Below are 18,750 nucleotides of genomic sequence, written 5' to 3'. Positions count from 1 at the left end.
ATAAGGATAGAAGGAAATAAGATGAAAAAACGCGTCATGATTATGGCCGCCGTCGTGTGTGGCAGCTTAGCGGTTTCTGGCTGCACCACTAATCCGTATACCGGCGAAAGCCAGGCAGGAAAATCAGGCATAGGCGCCGGGATTGGCTCGCTGGTTGGGGCGGGCGTGGGGGCACTTTCGTCATCAAAAAAAGATCGCGGTAAGGGCGCACTGATTGGTGCCGCTGCCGGTGCAGCGCTCGGGGGTGGGGTCGGTTACTACATGGATGTGCAGGAAGCTAAGCTGCGCGACAAAATGCGCGGAACCGGCGTGAGCGTGACCCGTAGTGGCGACAACATCGTGTTGAATATGCCGAATAATGTCACCTTTGACAGCAGCAGCGCCACCCTGAAACCTGCGGGGGCAAACACGCTGACCGGCGTGGCGATGGTGTTGAAAGAGTACCCCAAAACAGCGGTTAACGTGGTCGGCTATACCGACAGTACCGGCAGCAAAGATCTGAATATGCGCCTGTCGCAGCAGCGTGCGGACGGCGTAGGAAGCGCGCTGATTACCCAGGGCGTTGACGCCAGCCGTATTCGCACCTCCGGTGCAGGCCCGGCGAATCCGATTGCCAGCAACAGCACCGCGGAAGGCAAAGCGCAAAACCGCCGCGTAGAAATCACCCTGAGTCCTTTGGGTTAACCCCGCTCACAGCGGTTCAGATTTTCCGAAAACCGCAAAAAAAAACCGGCGCACAAGGCGCCGGTTTTCGGAGTCTACACACAAACGTTATTGCGGATACGGTACCCAGTCACCGCCGCTCAGGCGGACATAAGGCTTATCCTGGTACTTCAGCACCACCGCCGTTGAGTTTTCGGAAACCGGAGCGGTTTGCGGCAGACCGCTGGTCAGCGCGCTCCAGTCGACCTGGTCGGCGACAAAGTTTTTACCGTCCACCGAGCGGGAAACCAGCTCTGAAATCGCCAGGTAGCTGCTTGGCTGGTTGATTTCAATGGCGTCGCCGCTGTGCGGGGCTTTCATACCGATGAACTTCACGCCGGCAGGAACGTGGGTGATGTCAGGACTTGGGATGTCACGCAGCCCGGAAACCTGCATTTTATCGCCCTTCAGCGCCGCGCCGTGCTCCGGCACAATCACCACCATGACTTTGCGGTTCGACTTCTCCAGCTCTGTCAGGAAGGAATCCAGCTCATCAAACAGCTTCTGCGCCCGCGCTTTATAGTCGGCTGTTTTGCTGTTGCCAGGGTAATGGTTGCCGTCGTGTAGCGGCACCAGGTTGTAGAAGGTAGCCGTCCGCGGATTCGCGCCGTCATTTTGCTCGCCCTGCAGCCAGCGCTGCAGCACAGCGGTATCGTCATAGATTGGCGAATTATCAAATGCCAGCAGATCGCTCGGCAGCCCGCTTTGATCCATCAATGGTGTCTGAATACCGCCGTATTCACGCACTTCTTTCAGGAAGTCACCGAACACGCCGTTGTGATCCATCATCAGCTGCTGCTTGAAGCCGAGACGGGCAAGATCGTCAAACAGGTAGCACTGGTTGCCCGCAGGCTCATACAACCCTTTGTGAGACGACTGCCCGCAGCTCGCGCGGAGCAGGCGGATAGCGGCCGGGCCGCTGTAGGAGGTCGCCGAGTTGAAGTTTTTGAACAGAATATCAAAGTGTTTCCACAGCGGGTGCGAACTGAGGCCTACCGCCTCGATGTCGGACCATGAGAGAGAGCAAATATTGATAATCAGCAGTTCAAAAGGCTGCGCGTCGGCGGGAAGCGCGTCCGGGAATTTGGTCTGACGCTTGGCTTCGCTGGCGTAGAAGCTGTTCAGCCAGGCGGTAATATTGTCGCTTGTCGGCGGGGCCGTTTGCGCCGGAATATCGCCAGGTACCGGCGCCAGCGTAGTGCCGGAAGCCGTTGCCCCACCGGTACTGCCAGTACTGACGGACGCCGTCGTTTGCGATGTGGATGGCAGTAAAGAGATAGCCGGGCCCGCCACCGTTAACACGTTGAGCCAGACCAGGATAGCCACGACAAACACCGTGACGCGAAGCCACTGGGAGACAAAAAGCCAGGCGACCAGCAGGACAAAGGCCGCGCCAATCATTTGCCAGTTAATAAAGCGGGTTACCAGGTCGAGGAGGTAGTCTGCACTGAAGCCGACAACCTGCGAGCCCTGACTCATCATGCTGTCGATGCCGGGTAGCCAGGTATCGTGCCAGAACAGGCCTATCCCCACGGGGAGAGCAATCCAGTTACGCAGCTTGTGCAGTTTTAGCGGCGGCAGCGGGAACAGCAAAAAGGCAACAAAGACCAGGTTCGCCAGCGGGTGAAAATTCAGATACCCGGTCCACAGCAGCCCGAACTTCAACAGGAAGTAGTAGTTCCAGCCACCCAGGCCACGCCAGTATTGCAGAAAATAAGCTGGCGACTTTGCCGTTTGAGAGTGATTAGTCATGTTGATGGTCTGCCTTGGCGGAAGTTCGGCGCAGCGTTCCGGCCGATTTAACATAGCGTGGTTTTAAAAACATCAGCCGTACCGAGGCGGTAAGGCGGGGAAGCCAGCGGTGAGCGGTGTAGCCCAACGGAATAAAAACGATCGCGCAAAGCACGATGAGCTGAATGATGTCAGTGATGTTCATCATTTTGTCTGCTCCCTCGGAGTGTCATCCAGCAGCGTGACAGGCGTTGGTTGCCGGCGCCAGCTATGCCCTTCACGGCTCACATGGCGAACGCTATTCAGGTCGAGTGTGGCGGCCAGTGGTTTCACCCATTTTTCCGGGCGCAAGGCCTGCATCTGGAGTATTTCGGCGGCAATCTGGCTGTCTTCGAACCACACCATGCGGTTGGTGAATATGTCGTTCACCGGCAGTGGGAAAATGTGGTTCAGCGCGGTATCGAGATCGTTAATGCGGCAGAAAGAGAGGAACAGCATTAGCCGGTTTTCTCCGATGGTCACGATATCGCCCATACGGTTCGGTCGGCACAGCGTAAGCGCTTGCTCAACGCGCAGCCCTGGCACAGGGCGCAGTGCGACCATGACGCCTTTGCCGTCTGCGGGCAGCAGAGCGTTGTTCATCAGCGCGCTGATGCCGCTGCAGAAGACGTCCCATTTCTGGTAGCCGCGCAGCTTCAGCGGCTGCATCTGGTCTATCAGCACGCTAATATCTTCCGGAACGTGGCGGGTAAATTTCGCACCCTGCACGCTTTCTATCATTGTCAGGCAGCGTGAGAGCGGGGCATTCCACGGAATAATTAGCGTTGCGCCGCAGCCCAGCAAAAGTCGTTCATCGGTGGCTCGCAGGCTGGCCTGGTTTTCTCGCACAATCAGTTTCAGGGCGCTGCCGCGCTGGCGGCGAAGCGAATGAATCTGGCGGGCGATACTGTTGATTTGGCTATTTTGAGTGAGTGAGAAAATGATCGTTGCGGCCTGTGCGGTTCGCGCGGCATCAAACAGTTGCTCATTATTTTCGAAGAGCTGCCAGTTTTCCGAAAGGGCAGGGGCACCTTCCAGAACGGCAATGTGGCTGAGGACGCGTTTTTCGTCGCTGCGCGGCTGCGGTGAGCTCTCGGCATCTTCTACAATTTGCCATTTCCCGTTTTGCCAGTGGACGTTGAGCTGCTGATCGGCCGTGACGCCTTTCTCGTTACACCAGAAGGCGATGTCAAAACGATGAATATCGCTTTGTGCCCGCAGGCTGGCCAGCCCGGAAAGGCTGCGGTGCTCGCTAACTAATAATGAGAATTGTTTGTCATTATTATTTCCGACATTGACAAAAAGCAGGCTGCACTTATTGCGTTCGGTCCATTTGCCCATTACGGCGAGCCAGTGACGTAAATCTGCCGGGGGGATATTTTCCCAGACGTTATCTGAGCTTAAGAGTATAAAAAAGTAGTGCTCTGGATTAATGCTACACATCAGATCGCGGCGCAGCGCATTGAGCCCATTGATGGACGAAGGCATCGTAAAAAGACGTATTTTTTCCGGTCCCTCAGCCGAATCAAGCTTTATCGCCTGCCTGGGCTTTGCCGACATTGAAATGACGGCAACCTTCGCTTTCGACTGTTGGGAGGCAACCGTTTGATTAACAAGATTTATTGCGTCATCCTGACTTTCTACGTTTAGCCACCAGACGCCACCTGCGGGCATATGGCTCAATTCGTTCCACAACGAACGGATGCCAAGCGAAAATATGGGTTCCATGGCGTCCCCTGAAGATAAATTAGTATGTATGTCAGTTTACTAGCGTAAGCTCAGAAAGAAACCTACCATTGAAAATAAACAGCATCAGTTTTAGCATTGTAAAACATTTTTCGTTTTCCGGACATTTGCCGTTATCACTGGTGACGAAACCTGACCGAGGGATGACAACCAAAATGCAAGATGAAGAGACTGGCAATGCTCAGGAAAACAAGCTCGTTTATGCCTTCCAAAATGATTTTCTGGCGTTAAGTAAAGCATTTTCACTGCCGGAAATAGATTACACCGATATATCGCAGCGAGAACAACTGGCGGCGGCAATTAAACGTTGGCCGCTGCTGGCTGAATTAACGCAACAATAGGGAGTAGGCCTGATGGCTGTCATTGGGTTGCAGGGGCTGCGTGGTGGCGTAGGGACGACATCTATCACCGCGGCGCTTGGTTGGTCGTTGCAGCAACTTGGGGAATCGGTACTGGTGATAGATATCTCGCCAGATAATCTGCTGCGCCTGTTTTACAATATTGATTTCGCAGAGCCTAAGGGCTGGGCGCGAGCCATGCTGGATAACGAAGACTGGCGCAAAAGTGCGTGGCGCTATACCAGCCATCTTGACGTATTGCCGTTTGGCCAGCTTAGTCCGGCCGAGCGTGAAACATTCGATACGGTGGAAAAAGCCCTTGGGCAATTCAGTCATTTTCTTGCCGACTTAAAAGCGAGCCAGCAGTACCAGTGGATTTTGCTGGATCTGCCCCACGGCTTTAGCGCCCTGACCCGCCAGATTCTGGCGCAAACCGACAGTGTGGTGACGGTGGTTAAACCAGACACCAACTGCCATATCCGTTTGCACCAGCAGGCCCTACCTAAAGGGGCTCATATCCTGGTGAACTACCTGCTGGTGGCCAGCCAGCTGCAGGATGATATCTACCAGGTCTGGCTTCAGAGCCAGCGCACAATGATCCCGATTGTCCTCCACCGCGATGAGGCGATGGCCGAAAGTGCTGCGGTTAAACAGCCACTGGGCGAGTACCGTCCGGATTCGCTGATTGCTGAGGAAATCATGACCCTCGCCAACTGGAGCCTGTTGAACCTTTCAGGGAAAAAGGCATGAGTAGTCTGGCCTCCCTGCTGCCAGTCAGCGGTTGGGAGAGCGTTTTCATACTTTCCGCCGCAACGGTGCCCCTCTGTTTAGCGCGATGCTGGGCTGCATCGTCTTGATTCTGGCCTGGATTTTTTTGCCGCTTGAAGGTCCGCGCTGGCAGCGTATACGTGACGGTCACTCTCGGTTTTATCCGCATATTAATCCGGACAGACCGCGCCCGCTGGATGTCGTCCGTTACGGTATTCAAAGCCTGTGGCTGCTGCTTCGCGCAAGCGGGCAAGCCGGACGGCCGCGTATACGCTCCTTCGGCCGGATTCAGGCCTGGCGCGAGAGCTGGCATGGCTGGCTTGAAAAGCTGCCGGAAAACTTCAGTCATCGGACCCAGCATCTCGACCAGAAGAAAGAACTGAGTCATATCAGCCATACCGCCCGGCGGATCCTTCTGGGCGTGATCGTTGCCTTTTCGGCCATTCTGGCTTTGCTTTGCATCACTCAGCCGTTTAACCCATTATCGCAGTTCATCTTCCTGATGCTGCTGTGGGGCGTGGCGCTGTTGGTTCGTCGGTTGCCTGGGCGTTTTGCCGCGCTGATGCTGATTGTGCTGTCGCTGACCGTGTCTTGTCGCTACATCTGGTGGCGCTATACCTCAACCCTGAACTGGAACGATCCGCTCAGTCTTGCCTTCGGTCTGGGGCTGCTGTTTGCCGAGACGTACGCCTGGCTGGTGCTGGTGATGGGGTATTTCCAGGTGGTTTGGCCGCTTAACCGCCAGCCTGTGCCGATGCCAAAAGACATGAATACCTGGCCGGTGGTAGATATTTTTGTACCAACCTACAACGAAGAACTGCACGTCGTGAAGGGGACAATTTATGCCTCATTGGGCATTGACTGGCCGAAGGACAAGCTGAATATCTGGATTCTGGATGACGGCGGGCGCGACGAGTTTAAGCAGTTTGCCGATATGGTCGGGGTGAATTATATCGCCCGCCCGACGCACGAACATGCAAAAGCAGGGAACATCAACAATGCGCTGAAGTATGCGAAGGGTGATTTCGTTGCAATCTTCGACTGCGACCATGTGCCTACACGCTCCTTCCTGCAGCTGACTATGGGCTGGTTCTTCAAAGAGAAGTCGCTGGCGATGATGCAGACCCCGCACCATTTCTTCTCGCCTGACCCGTTCGAGCGCAACCTTGGACGTTTCCGTAAAACGCCTAACGAAGGTACGCTGTTTTACGGGCTGGTGCAGGACGGGAATGATATGTGGGATGCCACATTCTTCTGCGGCTCTTGTGCGGTGATTCGCCGAGGCCCGCTGGATGAAATTGGCGGTATTGCCGTTGAAACCGTGACCGAAGATGCCCACACCTCGCTGCGCCTTCATCGGCGGGGTTATACGTCAGCCTACCTGCGTATTCCGCAGGCTGCTGGGCTTGCCACGGAAAGCCTTTCGGCGCACATCGGGCAGCGTATTCGCTGGGCGCGAGGGATGACGCAGATCTTCCGTCTCGATAACCCGTTCTTCGGTAAAGGGCTGAAGTTTGCCCAGCGCCTCTGCTATGCCAACGCTATGTTCCACTTCCTGTCGGGGATACCGCGGCTTATCTTCCTGACGGCCCCGCTGGCGTTCCTGCTGTTCCACGCCTATATCATTTACGCCCCGGCCATCATGATTGCGCTGTTTGTTTTGCCGCATATGATCCACGCCAGCCTGACCAACTCCAAAATTCAGGGCAAGTATCGCCATTCGTTCTGGAGCGAAATTTACGAAACGGTGTTGGCCTGGTACATCGCCCAGCCGACGCTGGTGGCATTGTTTAATCCGCACAAAGGGAAATTCAACGTGACCGCGAAAGGCGGCCTGGTTGAAAACGAATATGTAGATTGGGTGATAACGCGCCCGTACCTGGTGCTGGTCCTGATTAACCTGTTGGGTGTTGCTTTTGGGGCATGGCGTTTCTTCTACGGTCCGGAAAACGAGGCGCTAACGGTTCTGGTGAGCCTGCTGTGGGTGTTCTACAACCTTATTATCCTCGGTGGCGCAGTGGCCGTTTCCGTTGAGAGTAAGCAGGTCCGGCGAGCGCATCGCGTTGAAATCGCAATGCCGGCTGCGTTGGCCCGTGAAGATGGTCACCTGTTCCCTTGTACCGTGCACGACTATTCAGATGGCGGGGTAGGGATCAAGATCCATGGTCCAACTCAGGTGCTGGAAGGCCAGAAAGTGAACCTGCTGCTGAAGCGCGGGGCGCAAGAGTTCTACTTCCCGGCGCAGGTCGTGAGGGTCTTTGGCGATGAAGTCGGCCTGCAGTTGGCGCAAATGACCACGAAGCAACACATTGATTTTATTCAATGTACTTTTGCCCGCGCCGACACCTGGGCGCTGTGGCAAGACAGTTTCCCTGAGGATAAGCCGCTGGAAAGTCTGGTGGATATTCTCAAGCTTGGGTTCCGGGGCTACCGGCACCTTGCGGAGTTCGCTCCACCGTCATTGAAGTTTGTTTTCCACGCGATCACCGTGCTGGTGGACTGGATTGTGTCGTTTATTCCGCACAGCCCGACGACCGAACCAGCAAAACGGCGGACCTTGTCTGCATTGGCTTAACGAGATTGCTTATGCAAAGGGAAGAAGCGTGGTTTTTCCCTCTTTGTAGTCGGCAACTGAAATCACGAATTGATGTTCTCTGGTGTTTCTTCTTTCGCCTGAGGTTTATCAACAGCCTGATTAATTTGATGAAAACGCGATGAAAAGAAAAATATCCTGGTTTTATGCAGCGGCGGTTGGCATCAGCGCCCTGCCTGTTACGGTGGCAAATGCGGCTGACACAACGCCGGCTCCGACGGTTCCTGCCGTGGCTACGGCAAATCAGGCGGTGATTACGCCTGCGCCGGGTGCAGCGGAGGCGCTGGTGCCTGCCACGCCTGCGGATAATGCGCCTACGGTTGGGCAAGTTTTACCGGGCGTGCAGGGTGCAAATGCTCCCATCGTCGCCGAAAATGTACCTTCTCGCGATGTTAAGCTGAATTTTGCGCAAATTGCGCCCCCGCCGGGGAGCATGGTGTTGACCGGCGTGAACCCGAATGGCGGGGTGGAATTTGGGATGCGCCGGGATGAAATCGTCTCGAAAGCGCTGCTGAACCTTGAATATACCCCTTCGCCTTCTCTGCTGCCGGTACAATCCCAGCTCAAAGTCTATCTCAACGACGAGCTGATGGGCGTTCTGCCGGTGACCAAAGAGCAGCTGGGTAAAAAAACCTTCGCGCAGGTACCGGTTGATCCTCTGTATATCACCGACTTTAACCGCGTGCGCCTGGAGTTTGTCGGCCACTACCGTGATATCTGTGAAAACCCGGCCAGCACCACGCTGTGGATGGATGTCGGGCGGAGCAGCTCGCTGGCGCTGACCTATCAACGCCTGCCGGTGCAAAACGATCTGTCGCATTTCCCGGTGCCTTTCTTCGACTCGCGTGACGATCGCCCGCTGACGCTGCCTATCGTTTTTGCCGCCAGCCCGGACATTGAACAGCAGCGTGCCGCAGGGATTGTGGCCTCCTGGTTTGGTTCCCGTACAGCATGGCGTGGGCAGAACTTCCCGGTACTTTTCAACCAACTGCCGACCAGCAACGGGATCGTGTTTGCCACCAACGATAAGCGCCCGGACTTCCTGCGCAATCACCCGGCCGTGCAGGCACCTACCGTTGAGATGATGAGCCACCCGGATAATCCGTACGTCAAATTGCTGGTTGTGATGGGACGTGATGATAAAGACCTGGTGCAGGCCGCAAAAGGGATTGCCCAGGGCAACATCCTGTTCCGCGGCAGCAGCGTTACCGTGGATGACGTGAAGCCCTTGCTGCCCCGCGAACCTTACGATGCGCCAAATTGGGTGAGAACCGACCGGCCGGTAACGCTTGGTGAGATGAAAACTTACCAGGAGCAGCTGCAGTCCAGCGGCCAGGAGCCGAGCGCCATTAGCGTGACGATGAACCTGCCGCCGGATCTTTATCTGCTGCGCAGTAACGGCATCGATCTGAACCTGAAGTATCGCTATACCGCACCGGCGATGAAAGACAGCTCGCGCATGGACATCAGCCTGAACAACCAGTTCCTGCAGTCGTTTAACCTGACGCCAAGCGAAGAGAATAATAAGCTGCTGCTGCGCCTGCCGGTGCTGCAGGGCCTGCTGGACGGCAAAACTGATGTGTCGATCCCCGCGCTGCGCCTGGGGGCTGCCAACCAGCTGCGCTTTGACTTCTCGTATATGAACCCGATGCCGGGGGGTTCTCTTGAGAACTGTGTTACGTTCCAGCCGGTTCAAAACCACGTTGTGGTGGAAGATGAGTCAACCATCGACTTCTCAAACTATCACCACTTTATTGCCATGCCGGACTTGCGCACCTTTGCGAATGCGGGCTTCCCGTTCAGCCGCATGGCCGATCTTTCACAAACCATTGTGGTGGTGAGTAAGGAGCCTGACCCGGCTCAGGTGACCGCGCTGCTGGATGCCCTCGGCACCATTGGCTCGCAAACCGGTTTCCCGGCGCTGAGCGTTAATTTAACGGATGATGGCAGCACCATTCAGGGCAAAGATGCGGACATCATGATCATCGGCAGCATCCCGCCGGCTCTGAAGGATGACAAACGTATCGATCTCCTGGTTGACGCGACTCAAAGCTGGGTGAAAACCCCGGTTCGTCAGACCCCGCTGCTGAACAGTGTTTCCGATCCAAAAGATCGCGCGGCGGATACACAAACGGCGATCACCTCCCAAGGCGCGATGGCCGCCATCGTGGGCTTCCAGTCACCGTATAACGACCAGCGTAGCGTGCTTGCTTTACTGGCCGACAGCCCTCGAGGCTATGAGCTGCTGAATAGCGCGCTCAACGACAGCGGTAAGCGAGCGGCGATTTCTGGCTCGGTAGCGGTGATTCGTGAATCCGGTGTCGATAGCCTTCGTGTCGGCGATATTTACTATGTTGGCCATCTGCCGTGGTTCGAACGCATCTGGTACGCGCTGTCGAACCATCCGGTTCTGCTGGCTATCTTCGCCGCGATAAGCGTTGTGCTGCTGGCCTGGGTGCTGTGGCGTATCCTGCGCATCCTTAGCCGTCGTCGTATCGATCCGGAAGACGAGTAATTGTGATGAAGATCGGCGCCGTACTGCTGATGGTCGGGCTGATGCTGACAACCGTTTCCGGGCAGGCCGCCTGTAGCTGGCCTGCCTGGGAGCAATTTAAAGCAAGCTATGTCAGCGACCAGGGCCGGGTTATCGATCCCAGCGATGAGCGAAAAATAACCACCTCGGAAGGGCAGAGCTATGGGCTTTTCTTTGCCCTGGCGGCCAACGATCGGGCGATGTTCGACCAGCTGTTACGCTGGACTGAAAACAACCTTGCTCAGGGGGCGCTCAAAGATCACCTCCCCGCCTGGCTGTGGGGCAAAAACGACAAAGATGAGTGGACTGTTTTAGACAGTAACTCCGCTTCCGATGCCGATATGTGGATAGTCTGGAGCCTGCTCGAAGCGGGGCGCCTGTGGCATGAGCCTGCCTATAAGCGCCTCGGCGAACAGCTATTGAAGCGCGTGGCGAAAGAGGAAGTGATTAAAATCCCCGGGCTGGGATTTTCGCTGTTGCCAGGGCGAGTGGGCTTTAATCATTCTCCTGACTGGCGTCTGAATCCAAGCTATCTCCCGCCGCAGGTATTGCAGCGGATGGTGCGTTACCGCGGCCCCTGGTCGGCCATGCAGGTGGCAAACCAAAGATTACTGCTTGAAACCGCAGCCAAAGGGTTTTCGCCAAACTGGGCCGACTGGCATGAAGGTAAGGGCTGGCAGTTTCAGACCGACGATGCTCGCTACGGCAGCTATGACTCGATACGCGTCTACATGTGGGTTGGCATGATGGCTGACGACGCGCCACATAAAGCCGCGCTGCTGAAGGCTTTCCAGCCGATGGCGGACATCACTATCAAACAAGGTTTGCCGCCGGAAAAAGTCGATGTGCAAACCGGCAACGTTCAGGGCACTGGGCCGGTGGGATTTTCTGCCGCAATGCTGCCTTTTTTACAGGATAGCGAAGCACGGGACGTGCAGCGCCAGCGGGTGAAAGACAATTTCCCCCAGGCTGACGCCTATTACAGCTATGTTTTAACGCTCTTTGGTCAGGGATGGGACCAAAAACGTTTTCGCTTCAATTCTCTTGGTGAATTAATCCCGAGCTGGGGTCAGGTATGCGCAAGTTCTCATTAAGTTTAGTCACACTCTCTTTGGGCATGGCGCTGATGCCAATGGCTCAGGCCGCATTGACGCCTCAGCAGCAGTTGCTAGAGCAAGTGAGGATGGGTGAGGCCAGCAAACGCGAAGATATCGTGCGGCAGTCGCTTTCCAGGCTGGAGCTGATGGCACCGGACGATCCGGACGTGATTGCGGCCCGAATGCGCTACCTTCTGCGCCAGGGTGATAACGCCGGAGCGAAAGCACAGCTTGAGCGGCTGGCAAAACTGGCCCCCGGCTCCGCCGAGTATAAACAGTCGCAGGTCACGTTGATGTTGACCGGCGCGGACGGCCGCCAGCAGCTGCAGCAGGCCCGGTTATTAGCGGCCAGTGGGCACACCGATCAGGCCATTGCCGCCTATGAAAAGCTGTTTGACGGCAACCCGCCAGAAGGGGATTTAGCGATTGAATACTGGATGCTGATGGCGAAGCGCCCGGCAACCACGAACCAGGCGATCGATAAACTCAAAGCACTGGATGCCGCTGCGCCGGGGAATGCCGAACTGCGTGGCAATCTGGCGCGACTGATGTTTGCCAACGGACGCAGCGCCGAGGCTTATCAGGTGCTTGAGCAAATGGCGAAATCCAGCGGCAGCCGGGAAGATGCCGCGGCTTTATGGTATAGCCAAATCAGCAATTTACCGACAGGGCCGCAAAGCGTCGCGGCCCTGCAGCGTTTTCTGAATGTCTTCACCGAGGGCGATACGGTTGCCTCTGCGCGTGACAAGCTTGCGCAGCAGCAAAAACAGTTGGCTGACCCGGCTTTTCTCGCCCGGGCCAAAGGTCTGGAAGATGTGGGCGGTGGGCGCGGAAATCAGGCGATCCCGCAGCTGAAAGAGGCGTTAAGCACGAAGCAAAACGACAGCGAAGTGGTGGGGGCGCTGGGGCAGGCTTATTCCCAGCAGGGAAAACGCGCCCTGGCGGTACAGCAGTTCGAGAAAGCAATTCAGATGGATCCGCAGAGCGATAACCGGGGCAAGTGGGACAGTTTGTTAAAAACCAACCGTTACTGGCTGCTGATTGAACAAGGAGATGCTCAGCTCAAAGCCAATAACCCGGATGCCGCACTGCAGAAATACCAGCTGGCTCAAAGGATTGATAACACCGACAGCTATGCGGTGCTGGGCTTTGGCGATGTGGCCGTCGCTAAAAAAGATGATGCCAGCGCGGAGCGTTATTACCAGCAGGCGCTGCGTATGGATCGCGGAAACAGTAACGCTATTCGTGGGCTGGCGAACGTGTATCGACGCCAGTCACCGGAGCGCGCAGCGGCGTATATTCAGAGTCTTTCGGCCAGCCAGCGCAAGAGTATTGATGATATCGAACGTAGCCTGGCCGGTGAGCGCCTGGAGCAGCAGGCTACCGCGCTGGAAAGTCAGGGGCAGTGGGCGAAAGCGGCAGAGATCCAGCGCCGGCGCCTTCAGCTTGACCCGGATAGCGTGTGGATAACTTACCGTCTGTCTAACGATCTTTATGCCGCCGGAAAACACAGCGAGGCGGACAGCCTGATGCGCGGTCTGGCCCAGCGTAAGCCGGGAGATCCGGAGCAGGTCTTCGCTTACGGTCTTTATCTCTCAGGCAATGACCACGATGCGGCGGCGTTAAGCCACCTCAATACGCTGCCAAAAGCGCAGTGGACCGATAATATTCATGAGCTTGCAGACCGGTTGCAGTTTAACGAAGTGATGCAAACGGCTAACCGACTGCGGGACAGCGGTAAAGAAAAAGACGCCATTGCGCTACTTCAGCAGCAGACACCGTCAGACCGTGTGGACTTAACGCTGTCCGACTGGGCCGCCGAGCGGGGCGATCGCGCCACGGCGAAATCGCAATACCAAAAAGTCCTGCAGCGTTCACCCGGCAACGAAGATGCATTGTTAGGGTTAACCGAGGTGCTGATTGCCGAGGGGGACAAACCTCAGGCTCGTGGTTTGCTTGCTAAACTGCAAGAAGCCCCGACCGGTGACACACCGTCCATCAACACTCAGCGCCGCATCGCGAACGCCTGGGCCGCTCTTGGGGATAACGAAAAAGCGGCACAAACCTATGCCCCGATTCTGGTTGCGGCCAAAACCCAGCCGCCATCGATGGAAAGCGCGCTGGTGATGCGTGATGCCGCACGCTTCCAGGCCGCCAGCGGGCAGCCGCAGCAGGCGCTGGAAACTTACAAAGACGCTATGGTCTCCTCGGGCATCACCCGGCAGCGTCCGCAAGATAACGACACCTTCACTCGCCTGACCCGCAACGATGAGAAAGACGACTGGCTGAAGCGTGGCGTGCGCAGTGATGCCGCCGACCTTTATCGCCAGCAGGATGTGAACGTAACGCTCGACCACGAATACTGGGGCTCAAGCGGCACACCGGGTTACTCCGATCTGAAAGCGCACACCACGATGCTGCAAGTGGATGCTCCGCTCAGTGACGGGCGGATGTGGTTCCGTACCGATATGGTGAATATGGATGCCGGCTCGTTCAAAGATAACGGGGCGGGCTACAACGAGCGCTGGGGCACCTGTGCGAAGCACAACTGCTTTGGCAACAGAAGACAGAGCGGCAACGGCGCAAGCGTGGCCGTTGGCTGGAAAAATAATACCTGGCAAACGGACATCGGCACAACGCCGATGGGCTTTGACGTCGTGGATGTTGTCGGTGGCGTTAGCTACAGCAACGATTTGGGGCCGATTGGCTACACGGTCAATGCGCATCGTCGGCCTATCTCCAGCTCGCTGCTTTCCTTTGGCGGGCAGCGGGATCCGAATACCAAAACCGTGTGGGGGGGCGTTCGCGCGACCGGCGGTGGCGTTAGCCTGAGCTACGACAAGGGCGAGGCCAACGGCGTCTGGTCCAGCCTGAGCGCGGACACGCTGACCGGTAAAAACGTGGCCGATAACTGGCGCGTGCGCTGGATGACGGGCTACTACTACAAGCTGATAAACGAGAATAATCAGCGGCTAACCGTCGGCCTGACCAACATGGTCTGGCACTACGAAAAAGACCTCAGCGACTACTTCCTCGGCCAGGGGGGCTATTACAGCCCGCAAAAATACGTGTCGTTTGCCGTGCCGGTCATCTGGCGTAAACGCACCGAGAACTGGTCCTGGGAATTGGGCGCCTCTGGCTCCTGGTCCTATTCCCACAGCAATGCGGGCCAGCGCTACCCGCTGCGTAACCTCGTGCCTAATAATACTAACGACTACCCGGAAGATCCCTATGCTTACCCGGATCGCAACGATCCTAGTTCGGCCAGCAGCAGCAACGGCTTCGGTTATACGGCCCGAGCGCTGGTAGAGCGCCGGATCAGCTCGCACTGGTCAATCGGCGCCGGGATTGATATTCAGCAGGCCAAGGACTACACCCCAAGCCACGCGCTGATTTATGTTCGCTACTCCATGGCGGGCTGGCAGGGCGATATGGACATGCCGCCTCAGCCGCTGGTGCCTTATGCAGACTTCTGATTAGGTGTGATGCAGGACGGCGGGTTAGCCCGCCGTTTGCGACTTTTCGCTCAGAATTCGGCGCAAAATTGCCCATAAAAGCAGAATTACCCGATTCTCCCCGGGCGAGGATTAAAAAGGGTGGCAATGCAGTATACTCTGCGGGCGTAAGAATATCCTGATGCCGGGCGTGGCACAGGTTAAGCAAAAGCGGAGAGTCAGCTTGCGAGTCAGTCGTTCCCTAACGATAAAACAGATGGCTATGGTGTCAGCCGTGGCCCTGGTGTTTATTTTTATTTTTATCGTCATTCAGCTGTTCCATTTTGTGCAGCAAAATCGCTACGACACCGCCACGCAAATGGAGAAAATCGCCCACTCCGTGCGTCTTCCTCTGTCTGAGGCCATTTTGCGTGCCGATATTCCGCAGGCTGAGGCCATTCTTCATCAGATCCAGCCTTCGGGCATCATCAGCCGCGCGGATGTCGTGCTGCCAAACCAGTTCCAGGCGCTTCGCATTAGCTTTATGCCGGAGCACCAAATCCCGATGCTTATCACCCGCGTGTTTGAGCTGCCGGTGCAGATATCCCTGCCGCTTTACTCTCTTGAGCGTCCGGCTAACCCGCAGCCGCTGGCTTATCTGGTGCTGCAGGCTGATTCCTGGCGCATGTATCGCATAATTGTCAGCACGATTTCCACCCTGCTGACCACCTATTTGCTGCTGGCGCTGATTCTGACCGTGGCGATCAGCTGGTGTATTAACCGGCTGGTGGTCCATCCGATCCGTAAGATTAGCCGCGAGCTGGATAGCCTTACCCCTCAGCAAACGGGTGAGCATCAGCTCACTCTACCGCCGCTGCACCATGACGATGAGATTGGCATGCTGGTGCGTAGCTATAACCGTAATCAGCAGGTTGCCCAGCATCTTCAGCAGCAAATGAATTCGTTGAGTACCCATAACCCGATCACCGAGCTGCCAAATAAGGCGCTGCTGATGGCGCTGATTGAACAGATGGTGGCGAACGAGAAGCACGGCGCGTTAATGCTAATCGGCAGCGAAACGCTGCAGGATGCGGCCGGCGTGTTGAATGAAGAGCAGCGAGAGATGCTGCTGCTGACGCTGGTAGAAAAAATTAAAGCGGTAGTACCCGCTAATGTGGTGTTGGCCCAGCTGAGTCTGAATGACTTTGGGCTGCTTCTCTACGGAGTGAGCGACCCCTGGGATGCGATGACGCTGGCGCAGAGAGTTATGGAAACGCTCAACGCCCGTTTGCCGGTCCAGGCGCTGCAGCTGAAGCCGACGGCCAGCATGGGTATTGCGATGTTCAAGGTGGGCCTCAGCGCAGAGCAGCTTTATCGCCGGGCGGCTTCGGCAACGCTTTCGGCTCGCCGCTGCGGGAAAAACCAAATTCAGTTCTTCGATCCCGATCAAATGGAAAAAGCCCAGCGCCGACTCACCGAAGAGCACGATATTTTGAACGCGCTTGAGAAGCATAACTTTGCCGTCTGGCTGCAGCCGCAGGTGGATATGCGTGATGGTAGCGTAGTCAGCGCCGAAGTCCTGCTGCGACAGCGTCAGCCCGACGGGAGCTGGAGTCTGCCGGAAGGTCTGATTGAGCGCATCGAGGCCTGCGGGTTGATGATCACCGTCGGCAACTGGATTCTTGAAGAGTCCTGCCGCACCCTGTCTGCCTGGCAAAGCCGGGGCGTTACGTTGCCGCTGTGCGTAAACCTCTCCGCGCTCCAGCTGCTGCATGAAGCCATGGTGCCTTCGCTGTTAGAGTTACTCAGGCGTTACCGAATCCAGCCCGGCACGCTGATTCTTGAAGTGACCGAAAGCCGACGTATTGATGATCCCCAGGCGGCGGTGAATATTCTGCGGCCGCTCCGCCAGGCCGGGGTGCGTATCGCACTGGATGATTTTGGTATGGGTTACGCCAGTTTGCGCCACCTGCACCACATGAAGGCGCTGCCGATAGATGTGCTGAAGATAGACAAAAGCTTTGTCGAAGGGCTGCCGGAAGACAACGCGATGGTTGGGGTTATTATTGCGATGGCCAAAGCGCTCGACCTGAAAGTGGTGGCGGAGGGCGTGGAGCAAGAAGCCCAGCGCGAGTGGCTAGTGCAGCAGGGCGTTATCTACGCCCAGGGCTTCCTGTATGCCAAAGCACGCACCCTTGAGCAGTTTGAACGTGAATTTCTTACTGCATAAATGAAAAACAATAGTTACAAATGTTACGAGCTGGATCGGTTCAGTTCAAGTTTTTAACAATCCTGTTAACAAAATCGATCCAGGCCACTTCTGCGTTTTTTTTAGGGTGCTATGTTGAGTGCCGCAGTCATACCGGTTCCTGAGCCGGGGCTGCGGTTACTCTCCGTTCAAGGATACTCTAATGAAAACCTCACTCTTCAAAAGTCTGTATTTTCAGGTGCTGACCGCAATTGCCATCGGCATTTTGCTGGGTCACTTTTACCCGGAATTGGGTGCCCAAATGAAACCGTTTGGCGACGCGTTCGTTAAACTGATTAAAATGATTATTGCGCCCGTCATCTTCTGTACCGTGGTGACCGGGATCGCTGGCATGGAAAGCATGAAAGCCGTGGGCCGTACCGGCGCGGTAGCGTTACTGTATTTTGAAATTGTCAGCACCATTGCGCTGATTATCGGTCTTGTCGTGGTTAACGTGCTGCAGCCTGGTGCCGGAATGAACGTGGACCCGGCGACGCTGGATGCGAAAGCGGTTGCAGTTTACGCTGAACAAGCTCAGCAGCAGGGCGTTATTGCCTTCTTGCTGGACGTGATCCCGGGCAGCGTGATTGGTGCGTTTGCCAGCGGTAACATCCTGCAGGTGCTGCTGTTTGCCGTACTGTTCGGTTTTGCCCTGCATCGTCTGGGCCACAAAGGCCAGATGATCTTTAACGTCATCGAAAGCTTCTCGCAGGTTATCTTCGGCATCATCAACATGATCATGCGCCTGGCGCCTATCGGGGCGTTTGGGGCAATGGCGTTCACCATCGGTAAATATGGCGTAGGCTCGCTGGTGCAACTGGGCCAACTGATCGTCTGCTTCTACATTACCTGCCTGCTGTTTGTGATTCTGGTACTGGGTTCCATCGCCCGCGCCACGGGCTTCAACATCTTCAAGTTCATCCGCTACATCAAAGAAGAGCTGCTGATTGTGTTGGGGACATCTTCTTCCGAGTCCGTTCTGCCACGTATGCTCGATAAGATGGAGAAGCTGGGCTGCCGTAAATCCGTTGTGGGTCTGGTTATTCCAACCGGTTACTCCTTCAACCTGGACGGCACCTCGATTTACCTGACAATGGCGGCGGTGTTTATTGCTCAGGCGACCAACAGCCACATGGATATTTTCCATCAGATCACGCTGCTGGTTGTGTTGCTGCTCTCTTCTAAAGGGGCGGCTGGGGTTACCGGCAGCGGCTTCATCGTACTGGCGGCAACCATTTCTGCGGTAGGTCATCTGCCGGTTGCGGGCCTGGCGCTGATTCTGGGTATCGACCGCTTCATGTCCGAAGCGCGTGCCTTGACTAACCTGGTGGGTAACGGCGTGGCTACCGTGGTTGTTGCAAAATGGGTAAAACAGCTGGATGAAAAGCAACTTCATCAGCAGCTGGATAATCCACAATCTGACAAAAAAGTGACCGAAGTCTCCCACTAATCCGACCAATTGCCCGCAGCGACTTGCCCTCGCTGCGGGCGACTCTGCATAATTACCCCACTAAACATTCA

Annotated in this window: 12 protein-coding genes; 9 read left to right on the top strand and 3 right to left on the bottom strand. The window is 56.1% G+C overall.

Annotated features, from left to right (window positions below):
* Positions 1-21 precede the first annotated feature (21 nt).
* Positions 22-684: a membrane protein gene (locus tag VW41_23110; GenBank protein ID AJZ91702.1), complete on the top strand. Its 663-nt coding sequence runs from the start codon at positions 22-24 to the stop codon at positions 682-684.
* An 87-nt stretch (positions 685-771) separates the two neighbouring features.
* Here VW41_23110 and VW41_23105 read toward each other — a convergent pair whose 3' ends face one another.
* From VW41_23105 to VW41_23095, 3 genes are read right to left on the bottom strand one after another with little or no spacing between them, the layout of a single operon-like run.
* Complete coding sequence (locus VW41_23105; protein ID AJZ91701.1) at positions 772-2,454, bottom strand: membrane protein; 1,683 nt, start codon at positions 2,452-2,454, stop codon at positions 772-774.
* On the bottom strand, positions 2,447-2,641 hold the full coding sequence (locus tag VW41_23100; protein ID AJZ91700.1) for a membrane protein: 195 nt from the start codon (positions 2,639-2,641) through the stop codon (positions 2,447-2,449). Before VW41_23100 ends, VW41_23105 begins: the two co-directional genes overlap by 8 nt.
* Positions 2,638-4,200, bottom strand: coding sequence for a cellulose biosynthesis protein BcsE (locus tag VW41_23095; protein AJZ91699.1), 1,563 nt, complete (start codon positions 4,198-4,200; stop codon positions 2,638-2,640). The genes VW41_23100 and VW41_23095 overlap by 4 nt, the downstream gene beginning before the upstream one ends.
* A gap of 173 nt (positions 4,201-4,373) precedes the next feature.
* Between VW41_23095 and VW41_23090 the strand changes: the two genes are divergently transcribed.
* From VW41_23090 to VW41_23055, 8 genes are all read left to right on the top strand, one after another.
* Positions 4,374-4,559 (top strand): hypothetical protein, encoded by a 186-nt coding sequence (locus tag VW41_23090; protein AJZ92069.1) that lies wholly within the window; start codon positions 4,374-4,376, stop codon positions 4,557-4,559.
* Positions 4,560-4,571: 12 nt separating this feature from the next.
* Positions 4,572-5,306, top strand: a complete 735-nt coding sequence (locus tag VW41_23085; protein ID AJZ91698.1) for a cell division protein — start codon at positions 4,572-4,574, stop codon at positions 5,304-5,306.
* Positions 5,307-5,337: 31 nt separating this feature from the next.
* Entirely contained in the window at positions 5,338-7,899 is a 2,562-nt protein-coding gene (gene bcsA / locus VW41_23080) for a cellulose synthase (GenBank protein ID AJZ91697.1), read from the top strand.
* A gap of 139 nt (positions 7,900-8,038) precedes the next feature.
* Positions 8,039-10,432, top strand: coding sequence for a cellulose synthase (locus VW41_23075; GenBank protein AJZ91696.1), 2,394 nt, complete (start codon positions 8,039-8,041; stop codon positions 10,430-10,432).
* Between the two features lie 29 nt (positions 10,433-10,461).
* Positions 10,462-11,544 (top strand): endo-1,4-D-glucanase, encoded by a 1,083-nt coding sequence (locus VW41_23070; GenBank protein AJZ92068.1) that lies wholly within the window; start codon positions 10,462-10,464, stop codon positions 11,542-11,544.
* Positions 11,526-15,023 carry a cellulose synthase gene (locus tag VW41_23065; GenBank protein ID AJZ91695.1) on the top strand — a complete coding sequence of 1,166 codons (3,498 nt, stop codon included), beginning with the start codon at positions 11,526-11,528 and terminating at the stop codon, positions 15,021-15,023. The genes VW41_23070 and VW41_23065 overlap by 19 nt, the downstream gene beginning before the upstream one ends.
* A gap of 202 nt (positions 15,024-15,225) precedes the next feature.
* A complete protein-coding gene (locus VW41_23060) occupies positions 15,226-17,211 on the top strand; it encodes a biofilm formation regulator HmsP (protein AJZ92067.1) in 1,986 nt (661 codons plus the stop codon).
* Between the two features lie 181 nt (positions 17,212-17,392).
* Complete coding sequence (locus VW41_23055) at positions 17,393-18,679, top strand: C4-dicarboxylate transporter (GenBank protein AJZ91694.1); 1,287 nt, start codon at positions 17,393-17,395, stop codon at positions 18,677-18,679.
* The last annotated feature ends 71 nt before the right edge of the window (positions 18,680-18,750 follow it).

Source organism: Klebsiella michiganensis, assembly GCA_000963575.1.
In the GTDB taxonomy this organism is placed as follows: domain Bacteria; phylum Pseudomonadota; class Gammaproteobacteria; order Enterobacterales; family Enterobacteriaceae; genus Cedecea; species Cedecea michiganensis_A.
Note: the sequence above shows the minus strand (reverse complement) of the source record. Positions and strands in the feature narration are given on the sequence as shown.

Bases quoted from the DNA above. Each gene is read 5' to 3' on its own strand.
- VW41_23055 (AJZ91694.1), top strand. From the start codon at position 17,393: ATGAAAACCTCACTCTTCAAAAGTCTGTATTTTCAGGTGCTGACCGCA.
- VW41_23070 (AJZ92068.1), top strand. From the start codon at position 10,462: ATGGTCGGGCTGATGCTGACAACCGTTTCCGGGCAGGCCGCCTGTAGC.
- VW41_23100 (AJZ91700.1), bottom strand. From the start codon at position 2,641: ATGATGAACATCACTGACATCATTCAGCTCATCGTGCTTTGCGCGATC.
- VW41_23110 (AJZ91702.1), top strand. From the start codon at position 22: ATGAAAAAACGCGTCATGATTATGGCCGCCGTCGTGTGTGGCAGCTTA.
- VW41_23085 (AJZ91698.1), top strand. From the start codon at position 4,572: ATGGCTGTCATTGGGTTGCAGGGGCTGCGTGGTGGCGTAGGGACGACA.
- VW41_23075 (AJZ91696.1), top strand. From the start codon at position 8,039: ATGAAAAGAAAAATATCCTGGTTTTATGCAGCGGCGGTTGGCATCAGC.
- VW41_23105 (AJZ91701.1), bottom strand. From the start codon at position 2,454: ATGACTAATCACTCTCAAACGGCAAAGTCGCCAGCTTATTTTCTGCAA.
- VW41_23090 (AJZ92069.1), top strand. From the start codon at position 4,374: ATGCAAGATGAAGAGACTGGCAATGCTCAGGAAAACAAGCTCGTTTAT.
- VW41_23095 (AJZ91699.1), bottom strand. From the start codon at position 4,200: ATGGAACCCATATTTTCGCTTGGCATCCGTTCGTTGTGGAACGAATTG.
- VW41_23065 (AJZ91695.1), top strand. From the start codon at position 11,526: ATGCGCAAGTTCTCATTAAGTTTAGTCACACTCTCTTTGGGCATGGCG.